The organism is Metabacillus idriensis, assembly GCF_009674765.1.
GTDB lineage: Bacteria > Bacillota > Bacilli > Bacillales > Bacillaceae > Bacillus_P > Bacillus_P idriensis.
In genome coordinates this window covers 82004-99957 of the sequence record NZ_WKKF01000003.1, presented here as the reverse complement: position 1 = coordinate 99957, position 17954 = coordinate 82004, and the positions used below count along the sequence as shown (strand labels likewise).

General features: G+C 40.1%; 16 protein-coding genes and 1 pseudogene. 12 read left to right on the top strand and 5 right to left on the bottom strand.

Annotated elements, in window-relative coordinates; translation table 11 throughout:
- Nucleotides 1–15: 15 nt before the first annotated feature.
- Nucleotides 16–1479: an aldehyde dehydrogenase family protein gene (locus GJU41_RS13450; protein ID WP_154318936.1), complete on the bottom strand. Its 1464-nt coding sequence runs from the start codon at nt 1477–1479 to the stop codon at nt 16–18.
- Nucleotides 1480–1658: 179 nt separating this feature from the next.
- On the opposite strand from GJU41_RS13450, the gene GJU41_RS13445 reads away from it, so the two are divergent.
- Nucleotides 1659–2252 carry an MOSC domain-containing protein gene (locus tag GJU41_RS13445; RefSeq protein ID WP_154319017.1) on the top strand — a complete coding sequence of 198 codons (594 nt, stop codon included), beginning with the start codon at nt 1659–1661 and terminating at the stop codon, nt 2250–2252.
- A 23-nt stretch (nt 2253–2275) separates the two neighbouring features.
- Here GJU41_RS13445 and GJU41_RS13440 read toward each other — a convergent pair whose 3' ends face one another.
- Entirely contained in the window at nt 2276–3547 is a 1272-nt protein-coding gene (locus GJU41_RS13440) for an MDR family MFS transporter (RefSeq protein ID WP_070879671.1), read from the bottom strand.
- Between the two features lie 174 nt (nt 3548–3721).
- Between GJU41_RS13440 and GJU41_RS13435 the strand changes: the two genes are divergently transcribed.
- The gene (locus tag GJU41_RS13435; RefSeq protein WP_154318934.1) at nt 3722–4516 is read left to right on the top strand and encodes a VOC family protein; all 795 of its coding nucleotides are present in this window, start codon (nt 3722–3724) and stop codon (nt 4514–4516) included.
- 36 nt (nt 4517–4552) lie between these two features.
- Here the strand turns inward: GJU41_RS13435 and GJU41_RS13430 are convergent, their stop codons facing one another.
- Nucleotides 4553–6418: a solute:sodium symporter family transporter gene (locus GJU41_RS13430; RefSeq protein WP_154318932.1), complete on the bottom strand. Its 1866-nt coding sequence runs from the start codon at nt 6416–6418 to the stop codon at nt 4553–4555.
- A gap of 164 nt (nt 6419–6582) precedes the next feature.
- Complete coding sequence (locus GJU41_RS13425; protein WP_070879674.1) at nt 6583–6981, bottom strand: hypothetical protein; 399 nt, start codon at nt 6979–6981, stop codon at nt 6583–6585.
- 308 nt (nt 6982–7289) lie between these two features.
- On the opposite strand from GJU41_RS13425, the gene GJU41_RS13420 reads away from it, so the two are divergent.
- From GJU41_RS13420 to GJU41_RS13385, 9 genes and pseudogenes are all read left to right on the top strand, one after another.
- Nucleotides 7290–7661 (top strand): DnaJ family domain-containing protein, encoded by a 372-nt coding sequence (locus GJU41_RS13420; protein WP_070879675.1) that lies wholly within the window; start codon nt 7290–7292, stop codon nt 7659–7661.
- Between the two features lie 72 nt (nt 7662–7733).
- A pseudogene (locus GJU41_RS25240) lies at nt 7734–8042 on the top strand (deoxyribodipyrimidine photo-lyase); the annotation flags it as partial.
- Nucleotides 8025–9041 carry an FAD-binding domain-containing protein gene (locus GJU41_RS25415; RefSeq protein WP_318185823.1) on the top strand — a complete coding sequence of 339 codons (1017 nt, stop codon included), beginning with the start codon at nt 8025–8027 and terminating at the stop codon, nt 9039–9041. The pseudogene GJU41_RS25240 and the gene GJU41_RS25415, both read left to right, overlap by 18 nt.
- Nucleotides 9042–9054: 13 nt before the next feature.
- Nucleotides 9055–9705 carry a DUF429 domain-containing protein gene (locus tag GJU41_RS13410; RefSeq protein WP_070879677.1) on the top strand — a complete coding sequence of 217 codons (651 nt, stop codon included), beginning with the start codon at nt 9055–9057 and terminating at the stop codon, nt 9703–9705.
- A 460-nt stretch (nt 9706–10165) separates the two neighbouring features.
- Nucleotides 10166–11581 carry a PTS system trehalose-specific EIIBC component gene (gene treP, locus GJU41_RS13405; RefSeq protein WP_070879678.1) on the top strand — a complete coding sequence of 472 codons (1416 nt, stop codon included), beginning with the start codon at nt 10166–10168 and terminating at the stop codon, nt 11579–11581.
- 64 nt (nt 11582–11645) lie between these two features.
- Complete coding sequence (gene treC, locus GJU41_RS13400; RefSeq protein ID WP_154318929.1) at nt 11646–13331, top strand: alpha,alpha-phosphotrehalase; 1686 nt, start codon at nt 11646–11648, stop codon at nt 13329–13331.
- Between the two features lie 26 nt (nt 13332–13357).
- A complete protein-coding gene (gene treR / locus GJU41_RS13395) occupies nt 13358–14077 on the top strand; it encodes a trehalose operon repressor (RefSeq protein WP_070879680.1) in 720 nt (239 codons plus the stop codon).
- A gap of 354 nt (nt 14078–14431) precedes the next feature.
- Nucleotides 14432–14881 carry a hypothetical protein gene (locus GJU41_RS13390; RefSeq protein ID WP_154318927.1) on the top strand — a complete coding sequence of 150 codons (450 nt, stop codon included), beginning with the start codon at nt 14432–14434 and terminating at the stop codon, nt 14879–14881.
- 215 nt (nt 14882–15096) lie between these two features.
- Nucleotides 15097–15876 (top strand): PAS domain S-box protein, encoded by a 780-nt coding sequence (locus GJU41_RS13385; protein WP_070879682.1) that lies wholly within the window; start codon nt 15097–15099, stop codon nt 15874–15876.
- Between the two features lie 206 nt (nt 15877–16082).
- On the opposite strand, the gene GJU41_RS13380 is transcribed toward GJU41_RS13385, so the two are convergent.
- Nucleotides 16083–16517 carry an OsmC family protein gene (locus GJU41_RS13380; RefSeq protein ID WP_154318926.1) on the bottom strand — a complete coding sequence of 145 codons (435 nt, stop codon included), beginning with the start codon at nt 16515–16517 and terminating at the stop codon, nt 16083–16085.
- A gap of 323 nt (nt 16518–16840) precedes the next feature.
- Here GJU41_RS13380 and GJU41_RS13375 point away from each other — a divergent pair, with 323 nt between their 5' ends.
- Complete coding sequence (locus tag GJU41_RS13375; RefSeq protein WP_224771428.1) at nt 16841–17779, top strand: GNAT family N-acetyltransferase; 939 nt, start codon at nt 16841–16843, stop codon at nt 17777–17779.
- The last annotated feature ends 175 nt before the right edge of the window (nt 17780–17954 follow it).

The following is a 17954-nucleotide window of genomic DNA, read 5'->3' as shown; positions in this document are numbered from 1 at the left end:
GGATGAAGGTGTCTTTTAATTAAAGAAAGGATAGCTTCTGTCTTTTTCCTGTACACCGATCCATTTGACCGTTGTAAATTTATCAAGCGCCCATTCCCCGCCAAAACGGCCGAGACCTGAGTCTTTTTCTCCGCCGAAGGCAACGTGAGCTTCATCGTTGACCGATTGATCATTGACGTGAATCATGCCTGTTTCAATTTGCTTGGCAACAGCCACTCCGCGGTGAAGATCCTTTGTGAAAACAGAGCCGCTCAGACCATATGGAGATCCATTCGCAAGCTTGATTGCTTCCGCTTCATCTCTCGCTTTAAGGATAGGAGCGACAGGACCGAAGATTTCATTTTTGGCAATCGGCATGTCGTTTGTGACGTTTGTCAGGATGATTGGATGCATCACATTGCCGTCAATTTTTCCTCCGTAAATCTTTTCAGCACCAGCTTCAAGACTCTCTTCCAGGTCTTCTTGGATCCTCTCTATTTGGTCGTGATTAATCAGCGGTCCTACAGCTGTTTTTGCATCGGATGGATCGCCTGCCTGAAGCATACTGACTTTTTCTTTGAAAAGTCCGACGAATTCTTCATGAACGCTCTCTTCCACAATAATGCGGTTCAGAGCCATACAAATCTGACCCTGATGCAGGAATTTTCCAAAGGCTGCGGATTCGGCCGCCTTTTCAAGATCGGCATCTGCAAGAACGACCATGACATTGTTTCCGCCGAGCTCTAAAGCTGTATCCTTCAAATGCTTTCCTGCAAGCTCGCCGATGTGTCGGCCTACCTCTGTTGAACCGGTAAATGAGATTAATTTAGGTACCTGATGCTCGATGAAAGCATCGCCAATCTCAGAGCCTCTGCCTGCCACTACATTAACCGTACCTTTAGGGGCACCTGCCTTTTCAAAAAGCTCGCCGATTAAAAATCCGGATGTAATCGGTGCTTCGGAAGCAGGCTTAATCACAACCGTATTCCCGGCAGCAAGAGCGGGCGCAACTGAGCGCATTGCGAGGTGCAGAGGGAAGTTCCATGGTCCGATGACTCCGATGACTCCGATGACTCCTTTGGCTGTACGGTAGACTCTATTTTCTTTTCCCGGAATAGTAGAAGGCAGAATTTTTCCTTCCATACGGTATGGGAAAGTGCTTGCTTCTTTAACGATGCGAAGTGCAGCAGCCCATTCAACTTCAGCCTTCACTTTAGTGCTTCCTGATTCATGAACGAGCATATCAATAATTTCTTCTTTCCGCTCTGTTAATGCCAAAGCTACCTTGTCCAGAACTGTCTGTTTTTCCTGCGGCAGCGTGGCACCCCACTCTTTTTGGGCATGTTCTGCCGCCAGATAAGCGCGGTCAAGGTCTCCTTCATCTGCAGAGTTAAATTCATTTATCAAATCGCCATTAAACGGATTTGTATTTTTAATTGTTTTATCGCTTGCGCCATTTATCCAATCACCGTTGATAAATTGTTTTGTATAGTTGTTCATTTTTATTCCTCCTATCTGGATACTCACGTAATATTCCCGCTAGGTGCAGGGTCTAAAACTTTTAAATGTGCCGGAACCATTTTTGTGGGAAAATAATGATATGAAAACAAAGACAGGGTGGGGACAAGGTGAAAAATATAAAATTTGCACTGGAATCACTGAATGTTGGTTTGCCAAGGATGGTTTTGTATAACGGAAGAGAAATTGAAACAGGAATCTATAAGGAGCCTGTGGAGCATCCGCTTTTTCTGTCAAAAACGAATTTAGAAGGAGACGGCCAGGCAGATCTCGTTCATCATGGAGGAGAGGACAAAGCCGTTTGCGTGTATTCATTTGATCACTATTCTTATTGGGAAGATGCCCTGGGTGTACAATTAGAGCCGGGAGCTTTCGGAGAAAATCTCACAATCAGGGGACTGACCGAAGAAAATGTCTTTCTTGGCGATGTCTTTCAATTTGGAGAAGCAATAGTAGAAGTAAGCCAGCCGCGCCAGCCGTGTTTTAAGCTTGCGATGAAGCATCAGGTGAAGGATCTGCCTGTCCAAATTCAGAATACGAAGTTCACCGGCTTTTATTTCCGTGTTTTGAAAGAAGGCAGAGTCAGCAAAAAAGATGGGTTGGAGCTGATAGAATCACAAGCAAACGGTGTTTCCATTACGGCTGCCAATCAAATAAAATACCACGATCAACAAAATACAGAGGCAATAAAGAGAATCCTAGAAGTAAAAGCATTGTCAGACAGCTGGAGGTCCTCTTTTGAAAAAAGACTTTAGAGAACAGGAAAAAGCACACGGACTTAAGACCGTGTGCCAGCTGTCCTTTTTTTCTCATAAACTGAAAACATCATCCAATAGAGAAGCGCGCTTGCCAATGCTAGAATCCCCAGTATGGCAAATGTCCATTGAAAACCAAACCAGACGGTCATTGGGATGGAAAGCGGGGCAATCGTCCGCCCTATTGTATACCTGAGACTGGCTGCGGCAAAGTATTGTCCGCGCATGTGTTCAGGTGCAAGCTTTGAGACGAAGCTTTGCTGCAATCCTGCTGTCATCAATTCGGCAAATGTAAAGAGCGCCATAGCGAATATAAGTCCCCAGATAAAGCCGAACTGGCCAAAAAGGAAAATCGAGACTCCATATAAGACAGAGGACAGGATGAAAACGTTCCTTTCTTTATAAGCTGTCATCCACTTTGTCACGGATATTGTCAGAATGGCTACAAGCAAGCCGTTTTCTGAAAGCAGAAATCCGAATGCCTGCTCACCGCCAAGAGAAACGGACCAATCACCAAGTGAGAACAGCTGTGCGTTTTGCACGGTTTCTTTTGTATACACAGGAATCAGCATATCAAGCTGCATAAAGGTTTGAGCTGCAAGCACGCCTGCACCGATATAAAGCAGAAAAGCTTTATCCCTGAAAATAATCTTGTACTCCCGTATCTGATGAAGCAGAAATTCATACCACTTAGAACCGATGGCAAGCTTGCTGCCAGTTGAAGGCGCGGTTTCCCGAGTCCACAGAAATAACAGCCCTGCAAGCAAGAAACAAACGAATCCTGCGATCACTAATAATTCAAAGAAATAATTCACATAGAAAATGGCACCTAAAATCGGACCAATAACAACTGCGAGATTAATGGATGTGTAGAAAACGGCAAACACATTGCTGCGGTCTTTTTCTTCTACGACATCTGCGATCATGGCCTGGCTAGCCGGCCAGTAAAAGGACCCGAAAACTCCTGCAAACGCAAAGCAGATAAAACCTAGCAGAGGAGCTTCAAACCAAGGGGAAACGGATAGAGCAAATGTAAGAAACGACAGACCCTGTCCAACAGCAGACAGCACCATCATTTTTTTTCTTCCGAAACGATCCGCGCAGTAGCCTCCCATTAAATTAGCCATAACTGAAAAAATCTGCGAAAACACAAGCAAAAATCCTGCCTGTACTTTCCCGAATTCCTCCGCAAAATAAATCGTCAAAAACGGGAAAAACATCCAATATGTAATATTCATCAGCGCTTCGCCAAATAAGCGTATTTTTAAATTTCGATCCCAATCTTTGAGTCTCATGCTGTTATCCTCGTTTTTTCAAAGTCACACCTTCTCTATGATACCTCTCAGCTGAATAGAAGAGCAACGTATTCATGCTTGTGAATACATGGAAGAGATGATAGTTTTTAATGAAAGACCGTTTTGCACATTTTATAGAATGATAGAGATTTCGTTAAGAAAAGGAGTGAATCTATGGAATTCAAACTTGATCACATCGTGCACTTTGTAGACAGGCATCCTCTAGAATCTGCAAATCTTTTCATAAAACAAGATTTAAAGGCTGTGATGGGAGGCCGTCATGAAAACTGGGGATCTCACAACAGCTTATGTTATTTCAGTGATCTGGCTTATTTGGAGTTTCTTGCTGTCGAAGACCGTAAAAAAGCTAACGGAACAAAGAATCCGCTGATTCACCGCCTGTTAAAGCAGCCTGATGAGGGATTAGGCCAGATAGCGATTCGGACAGACCGAATTGAGGCAGTAAAAGAAGAGCTTAATGAAAAAGGGCTTGAAACAGGTGAAGTCATTGAAGCCAGCAGAAAAAGAGAAGATGGCAGCTTATTAGAATGGAAAATGCTTTTTATTCAGCAAAGCGATGAAGACTGTCCGCTTCCTTTTTTTATTCAGTGGAAACAGACAGATGATGAACGGAAGCAGGACTTACATAAGAACGGGGCATTGTCGGACCTGAACCTGGACGTGTCCATTTCAAAAGTGCACTATATCGTAAAAGATTTAAATTCAGCCGTTACTAAATGGAGAAAATATTTTGATCTTCCGAGGGGAGAGGAAACGGTGAATGATGAGTGGAGAGCGAGAAGCTATGCCATCAAGCTTGAATCCTTTCAGCTCATCTTTACAGAAGCATCCGGAGCAGGCATCGTAAAGCAAATGCTTGCGAAAAAAGGCGAAGGTCCATACCTGGTAGAGTTTGATCCGCCGGTTTTTAAATCCTACTATCAGATTTTCGGCGCCATGTATAAATAAAAGATCCGCTTCCTAATTAGGAGGCGGATCTTGTGTTTATTCGTACAATTGTTGATCTTTGTTCAGCTTTGGAGAATAAGTCTTTAGTTTATATTTAATATAGACAGGATTCAGCTTATTCGATAGACGATTTGGACGTCTTAATTTAAATGTTTTTCTTGTATGTTCTTTAGTCAGGTAATCTTCATATTTCCGGTTCCAGTGTTTGAGTGAAGCAGCCACAAGAATAGCTGTCACAATGAAGAGTCCAATTACAGCAGGCAAGAATCCGGGTGATACAATTCCCTCCGCATAAGCGAGGCCTATAGGCGAAAAGACAATGTAAGTTGCGCAAACTAGAGATAATAGAATAATAGATGTAGGGATCGTATATTTCCATGGCATCATATTAACTGAAGCTTCGGTTTTATAAATATAAGCTTCTTCTCTGGGTTTAATCATTCCGATAATAAGCATCATAAACACTTCGATAAAGAAAAGAATCGCATAGATGTGAATGAAGTGAATATCTACCGTAAATCCAAAGAGGTGATTCGTACCCCATACAAGCATGTAGTAAGTGATGACGTGAAAAATAATCACGACTTTAGCTGCAGTAGCAGGAACAAATTTGGATAAAAGACCGACAAGGACAATTGTAATAATCGGGATATTGAAAAAGCCGGTGAATTTTCGGATTAAATCCCATAATCCATCCGGTGCGTACATGAGCAGAGGAGAAACAAATAACGCAACCACTGCAAGCAGCGTACCGAACAATTTGCTGACACTGATGAGTTTTTTATCATCAGCCTTTGGGTTGAATTGAACTTTATAAATATCAAGGGCAAACATTGTGGCAGCACTATTCAACAACGAATTAAATGAACTGAAAACCGCACCGAGCAATACTGCGAGGAAAAAGCCTGATAAGTAAGCCGGCAAAACATCTGCAATCAATGTAGGATATGCAAGATCAACGGATTTCAGGCTGTCTCCGTACTGATGAAAGACAATAACTCCTGGAATCATCATAAAAAGAGGAATTAAAAGTTTATAAAATCCTGATAATATAACTCCTTTTTGTCCTTCAGCAAGATTTTTGGCGCCAAGTGTGCGCTGAATGACGTATTGATTGGAAGCCCAGTAAAACAAGTTTGCGAAAATCATGCCTGTGAAGATCGTTCCGAAGGGGACAGAGTCTTCTTTTGAGCCGATGGCGTTAAGCTTCTCTGGATTGGATGTCGTGATTTCTTTCATGCCATCAAGCATATTCCCATTTCCAAGAGCTATAAATCCTAAAATAGGAACCAAAATACCGATGATAAGCAGTCCAATACCATTTAGTGTGTCAGATACAGCAACAGCTTTTAAACCGCCGAAAATCGCATAGACAGCACCGATTATGCCGATGATCCAAATGACAAGCCAGATCGACTGAATATAGGAGATGCCAAACAGATCAGGGACATCAAACATTTGCAGAACCGCTAACGCCCCTGAGTAGAGCATAGATGGAATCGTTACCAGTATGTAGCCAAGCATAAATAAAATAACCGTATATCTTCTCACGCCTTCATCAAAACGCTTGCTTAAAAATTCCGGAAGCGTTGTAAAGCTTCCTCCAAGATACTTTGGAAGCAGATAGAGAGCCATGACAACAATGGCAAAAGCAGACGTAACTTCCCATGCCATATTCGACAGGTTTGTCCGGTAGGCTTGTCCATTTAAACCGACAAGCTGTTCAGCAGATAAATTTGTCAGCAGCAGCGACCCGGCAATAAAGCCTCCAGTTAATCCTCTTCCTGCCAAGAAATAGCCTTTTGAATCTTCGTTTCCGCCTTTCGTTTTCAAATAGGAAATCCAAGCAACAAGACCCATGAAAAATGCACAGGATAAGAGCGTAAACCAAATTCCTCCCATATATATTTTCCTCCTAAAATATAAAATAATAGTTTTCTAGAATAAATGACTAACCATTAAATAACCTTATTTTTTAAAAGATAAACCTAAAATAATAGAAGATGGGAAAAACGGACGAATAAAAAGTCTGATTATTTTATTAAATCAGACTTTTTTCTTAGTGCTTATTTAATTGGCTTAACCACAATTGCCTGAGAGCTTTTTCTGATCAGACAGTCTTTTAATTCTTCTGGAGAAAGCATACCAAGTGTAAGAGCAGCATCAATTTTTTGTTTATCAGGTTGTTTTACTGAAATAATACAGTCCGTTAAGTTTAAATCTTCTAATACCTTGACTGTTTTCTCGGGATGATATTGCTCTGAGTGCCGGATTTGCCTTTGAATCTTGTAATCACCGATTCTCTCTTCGCCTTTGCAAAGCTTTCCGTGCGTATGATCGAAAAAGGAATTGAAGATTTTTTTCATCTCTGCAAGTTCCTCTTCTATTTTCTTCGCCTTCTCATTTAATGAAGCATATCGTGCAACCATTTCTTCAGGAATCTGAAATGTTTTTGAATCGCTCATTTGGATGCCTCCATTTTACTTGTGATTCTAAATGATATGCTGCACAGCCTGGCTGTAGAACGTTTGTTTGATTCTTTGTCATGAAACATCTATATTTTAAGAAGGAATATTGAAGCTGATTGTATAACCTAATTTAAAGAAGGATTTGGCTCTTTTCGTAACCTTTGTTGCTTTTAGACTAGATGTTTAAGACCTTAAGTGGACTGCAGCGGAAAGCAAGTTCCTGGAGCGGAAAGGAACGGACAACATTTGTAATTGAAAACAACAATCTTTGCGAACACAGCAAAAGATGTTTGGGAGGGTTAAGAATGGATCTTTTCACGATTCTGTCGGAAGATAAAATAAAACAAGCGATAAAAGATGGCGAATTTAAACAGATTCCCGGTATGGGAAAGCCGCTGCAGCTTGAAGATTTGTCCCATATCCCGCCTGAGCTCCGAATGTCCTATAAAATGATGAAAAACGCGAACATGATGGACGAAGACATCGAGCTGAAAAAAGCGATTCATACACTAGAGCAGCTTCTTGCCCAATGTCCGGATGAAATGGAGAAAGAGAAGCTGCAGGTGCAGCTGAACGAGAAAGCCTTTCAGTTTGATAAAATATTGAAGAAGCGAAATACTTTCAGTTCAAGAGCCTCTGCTTTTTATAAAGATAAAATTTACTCGAAATGGTCCTAATAGACATCGATGATGGAGTGATTTCATGAACGTCGTCTGGTTTAAACGTGATTTAAGAATCGAGATCATAAGCCGCTTGCGGATGCGGCTTTATATGGAGAAGTTCTCCCGCTGTATGCAGCCGAACCGTCTATATGGTCAGGAGAAGACTATTCTGCAAGGCACTTTCAGTTCGTGCGCGAAAGCTTGGACGACCTGCAGAATTCGTTGGAAGATAGAGGAGGCAGATTATTCACCTTTATGGGAGAAATGGAAGAGGCACTTTCTGCAATCTTTAAAACATACGGCAAATTCACTTTGTATGCTCATGAAGAAAAGGCGGGGCGGGCTGCTCATGAGAGGAATAAAAGAGTAAGAGAATGGATGAATGAGAGAGGTCTCAGATTTTTGGAGTATCCCGTTAATGAAAAAAACAGCGGGAGAAAATCTCAGGAAAGATGGAATGAACTTCGCCAGAGTGAACCTGTCAGAAGTCCTGAACAAATTCGGGCACCAGAAGATTTTCCGGCAAGCTTTAACATGGGTGCTGATAAACTGGGATATTTTTCTGTTTCAGGCGATGCAATCAGATTTGGCCAGCAGGGCGGCGAACAGCAGGCAGTTGAAACGCTAGAAACCTTTTTGCAGGAGCGGTTTCAATCATATGAAGAGAATGGATCCAACCTTCTTCAATCAACGGTATCTTCAAGCAGACTTTCGCCATATTTGGCATGGGGAAACATTTCGTTTCGCACAGTCGTCCAAAAAACGTCGATAAAGATAGAAAATTGTGATAATTTGTTTCTTGTGAAACAATTAACATCTTTTCAGGAGCGTCTTAAGGAACGGTGGAAGCTGATGGAGCAGGGAAATATCCTTGAATCTGCGCATAATTCATTTAAAAAAGATGATTTGTTTTTGAGATGGTTTAATGGAGAAACCGGGATTCCCATGATAGATGCAGCAATGAATTGTCTTCATAAAACGGGCTGGATTCCATCGAAATATCGAGGCGTGCTTGTTTCTTTTGCCGTTAATACGCTTTCACTGAACGTGCAAATGTGCTCGGATGCACTAGCTTCCCTTTTTCTGGACTATGAGCCTGTCATTCATGTTCATCAGATTCACAAGATGTCGCAGAAAGTGCAGGATCCCGTAAAAATAGGAAAGAAAGAAGATTCAGACGGGGTTTTTATCAAGAGATACTTGCCAAGTCTTTCAAATGTACCTTCTAAACATATCCATGAGCCTTGGCATTATCCGGGTTTTTTCCACTTAGACTATCAGGCGCCAGCCGTGGATGTGAAGAAAGCAAATCAGGCAGCAAGAAAATCCAGGTCTGGCACGGCTGCACGTTCTGCAAAAGCCTCGGACCATGAACAATTGAAATTTGATTTGTGAAAGGAGATTTCTTTTGCACGTAGTAGGAATAGATTTGGCCGGACCCGCAAATCATCAGGACACAGCAATGGCGATTTTTAAGAGGGAAGGGAATGTCCTTAGCCTTCAGAATCTTGCCTTTAATAATAGTGACAGAAAGATCATTGAAACAATTGCAGCTCTTTCTTCTTGCGGAGAAGAGGTCATAGTAGGAATTGATGCTCCATTATCCTATCAGGACGGCGGCGGAGATCGTCCCTCAGATAAAGAGTTAAGAAATACAATAAAAGCGGCTGGGCTGTATCATGGCTCCATCATGCCGCCCACCTTTCATCGAATGGTGTATCTGACTCTGAGAGGAATCGGCCTAAGCAGATCTCTGCAGAACCTGACGGCCTCCATTGTTGAAGTTCATCCTGGAGCTGCTTTGGGGCTCAGGCTGAAGGAAGAAGATCGCCATCTTGCTCTTACTTATAAAAAGAATGAAGAATCAAGGTTTCATCTCCTTCCTTATTTTAAAGAATGGGGGATGGAGGGAATAACTGCTGATGCAGCTGAAACAAATCATGGACTGGATGCATGTGCAGCTGCCCTGGCCGCATGGCATTGGGGAGATCCTGTTCATACTCCCAAGTGGAATGTGCCTGCATCCCCTCCGTTTCACCCGTTTGATTTTTGCTGCTGATTTTTTGACCACGCTTAAACGAGCGTGGTCTCTTTTTTTGTTCGAGGCTAAGTGGAGGTATTTGGCTATGCGGTCATAAATGGTGAATAAAAGTAAATAGAGTGGTATTTTGCTGAAGAAAAGGGTATGGATAAATTATTCGGATAATTATAATAAGGCGGGTGAAGGAAGGGCTGCAGATTATGTACGTTTGATTCTTCTGTCTTCGTACGCTTTTTTATGAAGCGTGGTCACAAAATCACAATAACAAAAATCTGGATGAATTTGGTGATAGCCTGAATAACAGGGGGAGTAGCTTAAACCGTGAAAACGATTACTCTTTTTTGTTGACAACATGTATATACAGGAATACAATATGTTTGTAACTTGTATATACAGGAATGTGGAATGAGATAAATGGAAGCCCTTTTTTAGGCAATACTAGGCTATTAATGAAAACGATTACGGGAGGTTGAAATAGATGAGTGTGAACAAAGAGGAAGTCCGCGATATCGTTGATGCTGTCGGCGGCAAGGACAACATTGCCGCAGCTACACACTGTGTCACTCGTTTGCGCTTCGCTTTGAAAGACGAAAGCAAAGTGGATAAAGAAAAACTCGATCAGATTGATATGGTAAAAGGTTCATTTTCGACAAATGGGCAGTTCCAAGTTGTGATTGGACAAGGCCTTGTTGATAAAGTTTACAAGGAAATGGCAGAACAAACAGGAATGGGCGAATCTTCAAAAGAAGACGTAAAAGATGCAGCTTCAAGCAAATTGAATCCTATCCAAAAAGCGGTAAAAATGCTGGCTGATATTTTCATTCCAATTTTGCCGGCGATTGTAACAGCTGGTTTACTGATGGGAATTAACAACATCCTGAGCGGTGCCGGAATTTTCTTTGATGATAAATCTCTTATTGACGTTTACCCGCAATGGGCTGATTTATCAGGCATTATTAACTTGATTGCGAATACGGCGTTTACTTTCCTTCCTGCCTTAATCGGCTGGTCAGCAGTGAAACGCTTTGGAGGAAGTCCGCTGCTTGGGATTGTTCTTGGGTTAATCCTCGTGCATCCGGATCTTCTGAATGCATGGTCATACGGTGAAGCTCAGGCCAAAGGCGAGGTTCCTGTGTGGAACTTATTCGGACTTGAGGTTGAAAAGATCGGCTATCAGGGACAAGTTCTTCCGGTTCTGTTTGCCTCTTATTTACTCGCTAAAATTGAAGTGTTTTTAAATAAAAGAGTACCTGATTCAATCAAGCTATTAGTGGTTGCCCCAATTACATTATTGGTTACTGGGTTTGCAGCTTTTATCGTCATTGGACCAATTACATTTGCAGCAGGAAACTTTATTACAGACGGTGTAATTGCTATTTTTGATAACTTTGCAGCTCTTGGCGGCTTGCTCTATGGAGGATTATATTCATTGCTTGTTGTAACAGGCATGCATCATACGTTCCTTGCAGTTGACCTGCAGCTGGTAGCAAGTGCTGGCGGCACATTCTTATGGCCGATGCTTGCTTTATCAAACATTGCACAGGGTTCAGCAGCTTTTGCCATGATGCGCATTGTGAAAGATGAAAAACAAAAAGGTTTGGCGCTGACTTCAGGAATTTCAGCTTACCTTGGTATTACAGAGCCTGCTATGTTTGGTGTAAATCTTAGATACCGCTATCCATTCATCGCCGCGATGATCGGTTCAGCAATCGCAGGTATCTTTATTACAATCAATCATGTTAAAGCTTTCTCCATCGGTGTTGGAGGAATTCCTGGATTCTTGTCCATTCAATCCGAATACTGGACGGCATTCTTTATCGGAATGGCCATCGCAATTGTTGTGCCATTCGTACTGACTTATGTATTTGCCAAGTTTAATTGGAAGAAAAAATAAAAACAAAAAGGACAAGCCATTGTCCTTTTTGCCGCTTAAATCTAAAAGATGGTGGTGCATGTAAATGAAACAGCCTTGGTGGAAAAAATCAGCGGTTTATCAAATTTATCCGAAAAGCTTTAATGATACGAATGGGAACGGAGTAGGCGATATTCAGGGCATCATAGAAAAACTGGATTATTTAAGAGAGCTCGGCATTGATGTTGTATGGCTGACACCGATTTATGAATCTCCTCAAAAAGACAATGGATATGACATCAGCGACTATTATTCCATTCATGAAGAATATGGAACAATGAAGGATTTTGAATCTCTTTTACAAGAGGCTCACGATCGCGGGATTAAAATCATCATGGATATTGTGGTCAACCATACTTCTACTGAGCACGCATGGTTTAAGGAAGCACAATCATCAAAAGAGAATCCTTACCGCGATTTCTATATTTGGAAAGAAGGAAAGGAAGACGGCTCTGAACCGACGAACTGGATTTCAAAATTCGGCGGCTCGGCATGGAAGCTTGATGAAAAAACAGGCGAATATTATCTGCATCTGTTTGACGTGACACAAGCCGACTTGAATTGGGAGAATGAAGAAGTCCGCAGAAAAGTCTATGAAATGATGCAGTTCTGGTTTGAAAAAGGGGTAGATGGCTTTAGACTTGATGTCATTAACCTGATTTCAAAAAACCAGGATTTCCCGGATGATGATGGAAGCACAGCTCCTGGCGATGGCCGCAAGTTTTACACAGACGGTCCGCGCGTGCATGAATATATGAAAGAAATGAACAAGGAAGTTTTTTCGAAATATGACAGCATGACGGTTGGGGAAATGTCTTCAACGACGATTGAAAATTGCATTGAGTATTCAAATTCGGAATCAAAAGAACTAAGCATGACATTCAATTTCCACCATTTGAAAGTGGATTACCCGAACGGGGAAAAATGGGCATTGGCTGATTTTGATTTTGGTGCATTAAAGCAAATTCTTTCAACATGGCAGGTGGAGATGCATAAAGGCGGGGGCTGGAACGCCTTGTTCTGGTGCAACCATGACCAGCCGCGGATTGTTTCAAGATATGGAAATGACGGGGAATACCGCATCGAATCAGCTAAAATGCTTGCGACAACGATTCACATGATGCAGGGAACTCCTTACATTTACCAGGGAGAAGAGTTTGGAATGACGAATCCTAAATTTGAAAGCATCAATGAATATCGTGATGTGGAAACCCTGAATACATTCGAAATTTTGAAAAATGCAGGGAAGTCAGAAGAAGAGATTATCGAGATTTTAAAAAGCAAATCAAGAGATAACTCACGCACTCCCGTTCAATGGAATGATTCCAAGCATGCCGGCTTTACTGCAGGAACACCTTGGATCAAGCCTGCAAGTAATTATCCTGAAATCAATGCAGAGAATGCCCTTCAAGATGAAAACTCTGTTTTTTATCACTATCAAAAATTGATTCAGCTTAGAAAAGACATTGATTTAATCACTTACGGGGATTATGAACTGATCCTTGAAGATCACGATCAGCTGTTTGCATACGTGCGAAATGGAGATGGAGAGAAGCTGCTGGTTATCAATAACTTCTATGAATCGGAAACCGTCTTTACTTTGCCGGATCATGTTGATGCAGATGGATATAGCAGCGAAATTCTGATCTCCAACTATCCTGATTCTGCGCAAACCTTTAAAGAAGCAACATTGCGCCCGTTTGAGTCCATCGTTTATCATCTTAAGAAGTAATGGTAAACTAATGGTGGTGGTTAAAGATGAAAACAAACAATAAATATTTGGCGATTTATCAGGAGTTATCAGAAGGGATTAAACAGGGACTTGTTAAAGTGAATGAAACTCTGCCCTCTGAAAACGAGCTCGCCGTGCAATATGAAACTTCAAGGGAAACGATCCGCAAGGCCCTTAATCTGCTTGCCCAAAATGGGTACATTCAAAAGGTTAAAGGAAAAGGATCAATTGTTCTCGATGTCACCAAAATGAGCTTTCCCGTTTCGGGTCTCGTCAGTTTCAAAGAGCTTTCGCAGAACTTAGGAAGAACCTCGCATACAGTCGTCGAGAAGTTCGGTCTCATCAAACCAGGCGATTTTATTATGCAGCAGCTGAACCTGGGTGCGCATGACGAGGTCTGGGAGGTTGTCAGGTCAAGAAAAATTGACGGCGAGAACATTATCCTAGATAAGGATTATCTTAATCGCAGGCACATTCCTTTTTTAACAAAGGAAATCTGCGAGGACTCGATCTACCGCTACATTGAAGAAGAATTGAAATTGAAAATCAGTTTTGCAAAAAAAGAAATCGTCGTAGAAGAGTGCACAGAGGAAGATTTCAACTACTTGGATTTAAAAAACTTCCAGCATATCGTCGTTGTAAAAAATCATGTTTATCTTGAAGACACAAGCCTGTTTCAGTACACAGAATCACGCCACAGACTTGATAAATTCAGATTTGTTGATTTTGCTAGAAGAGGACATTAAAAAAGTCAGGCTTACTATGTAAAGGGTTCCGTTTTCGGGTTCTTTCTTGATAAATGACTTAAGAAATGACGTGTGAATTGGCACACGTCTTTTTCCTTATTAATTAGAGTTTTTCAAGCAAATTTAAAAAGCTTTGACATAGCTAATGACATCAGTAACTATGCTGGGCAATAAGTATTGTGCAATCAAAAGAGAATGCCAAAACTACTGTCAATATCATTGTCATTTGGTTGCCGATCTTCTTCAACTAAAGGTGCAGGTTAGTAAAACAATGTGAAACCTTCTTTACAATTAAGTCGTATAAAATTATACAATATCATTCAAGTTTTGATTAAGCTAAAAGAGGGATTTAAATTGGGAAATCAAGAAATCTTCTTGTATTATTTAATACTCATACTTGGAGTCTTGTTTGTTTTAGGGGCAATGTTTATCTTTAGTGCTATGTATAGTAACAAGGATTATTCAATATTAAATGTAGGTAAGAGCTTAGGAATCTTTTTACTTGGTGTTTTATTTTTAGCCATTACTCTCCCAAGCATAAAATATATGGTTCTAAAGGAATATGATGTCGTCGCAGGGAAATGTGTTATCGACATAGATTCATCAGCTCGTTCATCTGAAGCGAGCTTTAGAATACTCGATTCAGATGAAATATTTACCTTCAGAGATATTCCTGCACTTGATGCTTATGGAAAGTCAATTCCTTATTATTGTGAGGTCACAGTTACAAAAGACCATATGTTTGAAATTAGTTATAAAATATACGATGTTAAAACACGAAAATTAATCATAACAAATCAATAGGAGGTTCTTTCTTCAACTATCGGATGCGTTGATCCAGGAAGAATTAGCGGCCTTTTTTTATAATTCCTTATTGAACAAACGGGGCAGGTTAGTTGAAGAAGGATTTTTAAACTAATAAGCACAGATAAGGGGCATAAAATACAATAATTATTCACTTATTGTATAATGTTTTTAGTTGGAAACTTATAGCTTTTGGTAAGGAGGAGTGGATTTTCATGGGAAATAATACGGATGAAAAATTGTATCGTCAAATCGTGGAATCGACCACGGAGGCAATTATTATTCAACAAGATGGGAAATTTAAGTATATAAACCCTTCAGGAGTAGACTTTTTACGGGCCGCTTCCAGTGAGGAAGTTATAGGTAAATCTGTATTCGATATCGTACCCGAGGAGTATAGAGAGCTGACAGTAAGGCACACAAAATCGATCCTTGATGAAAATAAACCAACTGGAACTATCGAAAAACAATTAAGACGGTTTGATGGTTCACTAGTTGATGTAGAAACAAACTGTACTCCTGTTTTGTATGAGGATAAAAAAGCGATTCAATCTGTCGTCAGAGATATAACAAAGCGTAAAGAAATCGAAAGATCACTCGAAAAAGTGTCCAAAGAAATTAACACACTATCAGCTCCAGTCGTCCCTATATTGGAAGGGGTCGCTGTGTTACCCCTAGTAGGTTCTATCAATTCTGAAAGAGCGAATTATATTTTAGAACATGTGCCTTTAAAAGTACAGGAACAAAGTGTCCATACTTTGATTAGCGATTTTTCAGGCATCTATGAACTTGATGCAATGGTAATCCAATGTCTGTTTGAAACTAGTGCCGTACTTGGTTTGCTTGGTGTTCGTTCTATTGTAACGGGAATAAGACCCGAAATTGCCCAAAGTGTTGTTCAGCTCGGAGCCGATTTATCCCTAATACAGATATTTGGAACTTTACAGCAGGCAGTACTTGATTTGGTGTTAAAAGATAGCTTCGTAAGTGTTTGAATAGGATATCAACTATATTCCGTGATATATTGTTATCCATCTTCATTACAGGTTCGTTCTCTGGAGTCAGAGCCGTCATGAGACGGCTTTTTCTTATTGTGCTAATGGGGCAGGATAGTGGAACAAGGGCTTTTTTGAGGATTTGTTTAATGTATTAGTTTTTCAACACTAAAAAAGGCAGCAGTTTCGCCGCCTTTACCTTAATATCATTTGGAAGTAACTTTGGCTTGAACTTCAATTTTAACATCTGCTTTTTTCAATATATTGCCGACATCACACCCTTTATCTGCTGCTTCTGTGGCTCTTTGTGCTGATTGAATCTGTTCTTCAGTTGCTTCAGCAGATAAAACGATGTTAGGATAATGGGTAATTTTAAACTCATTATCAGATATATTTGCCTCAGAGTTCACTGTAAGTTCCGCCACAGGCAGTTTTCTGCTTTCGAGTACAAACGTAAGTGTTGCTGCATAACAAGTCGTTACAGAAGCAACGAGAATCTCTTTTGGATTCGCTCCGTTACCACTACCTCCTAAGGATGTAGGAATAGCGATTTTTGTATCAAGGTACTCCGCTTTAAGTGTTCCATTTCCTGTTACCCCACCATCCCAAAAAGCATTCACATTTATTTTCATATCAGCCATATTATCACTCCTTAAAATTAATAATTTGCATATATATAATGCCCACTTTTCTAGTGAGTTAACAAGAAAACTCCATTCAAAATTTAGTAGGAGATTGTGAAAAGTTGCACTTAAAGTAACGTGGTGGCTTTAGTAAAACAACAATTGGACTGCTGTTTCACAATCCTTTTTCATTATCGTTATTCAAGTAAAGGGGCAGAATAGTTCAATAAGGAATTGTATTTTAATGGGGTTATTTTTATAATAAAAACGAACATACGTTTTAATAAAAGGGAAAGTTAATACGGTTTATTTATTGATTAATTATTCAGGAAATTCAAAGAATGTTCATTTTAGAATCTATGCTTTTTATGACAGACCTCAAAAACAATAAGGGGAAAATAAAAGTGCTCACTAATGAAACTAAAACACTAAGAATAGAAGAATTTGATAAGGAGGATATTCCAGGGATTCTTGACTTATCCGCCTCCGTTAATTGGGATTATGATGAATATGAAATTGGAACCGTTATGTCTTCTGGAAAAATATACGGGCATAAAAATGCTGAAGGGAAAATTGTATCTAGTGCGGGAATAATCCCGTATGAGAATAATTTAGCTTCAATTGGTATGGTGATTGTTAATAAAGATTTCAGAGGATTGGGATTAGGGAAAGAGGCAACTCAAAAATGTTTAGATTTTGTTTCAAGTGACACTTCTGTTATGTTAATTGCAACCGAAGAAGGAAAACCCCTTTATGAAAAATTGGGTTTTCGTGTAGTAGACAGGGTTCATAAGTATCTTTGTGATAGCTATACTGCTGTTAAACCTAAACTGTTGGTTAACAGCGGTGTTTCCTTCAATGAATTTGATGAAAGAGATTTTACCGAAATTTTAAATTTAGATACGGCTGCCTTTGGAGATAAAAGGAGCAATTTTCTTCATAATAGAATAAATCAATCAAAACAATGTTTAGTAGTAAAAGATAATACAGGAACTATTATTGGTTATGGAATATCTATATTAGGACCAATAAATTTAATATTGGGACCTATTGTAGCACCTAATGTTCAAACTGCCGTGTTATTGCTAGATAGGTTAGCTTTTAGACACCAAGGAAAATTAAGGATTGATGTACCATCAGGTAATGAGGACTTAATGTTGTTCTTGGAGCAAAGTGGATTTAAAAAAGTGAGTAATCCTCCAATAATGATAACTAATTCTGTTAAGATGCCACATAGAAATAACACCTTATTCGGCATCGCTGCCCAAATTTTTGGGTAAAAGAAAATTCTTATTGAACTAACGGGTAGCTTTAGTTAAAGAAGAGTCGGAATTCAAAACAAAGAAAACTCGCCAATTTTGTGTCGAGTTTTGCTTTTTTATAGGCCATTTACGATGTCAAAATGACTGTCATTTAGGGGATTACTGATAAAATTGTCATTTGGACTGATAAAAA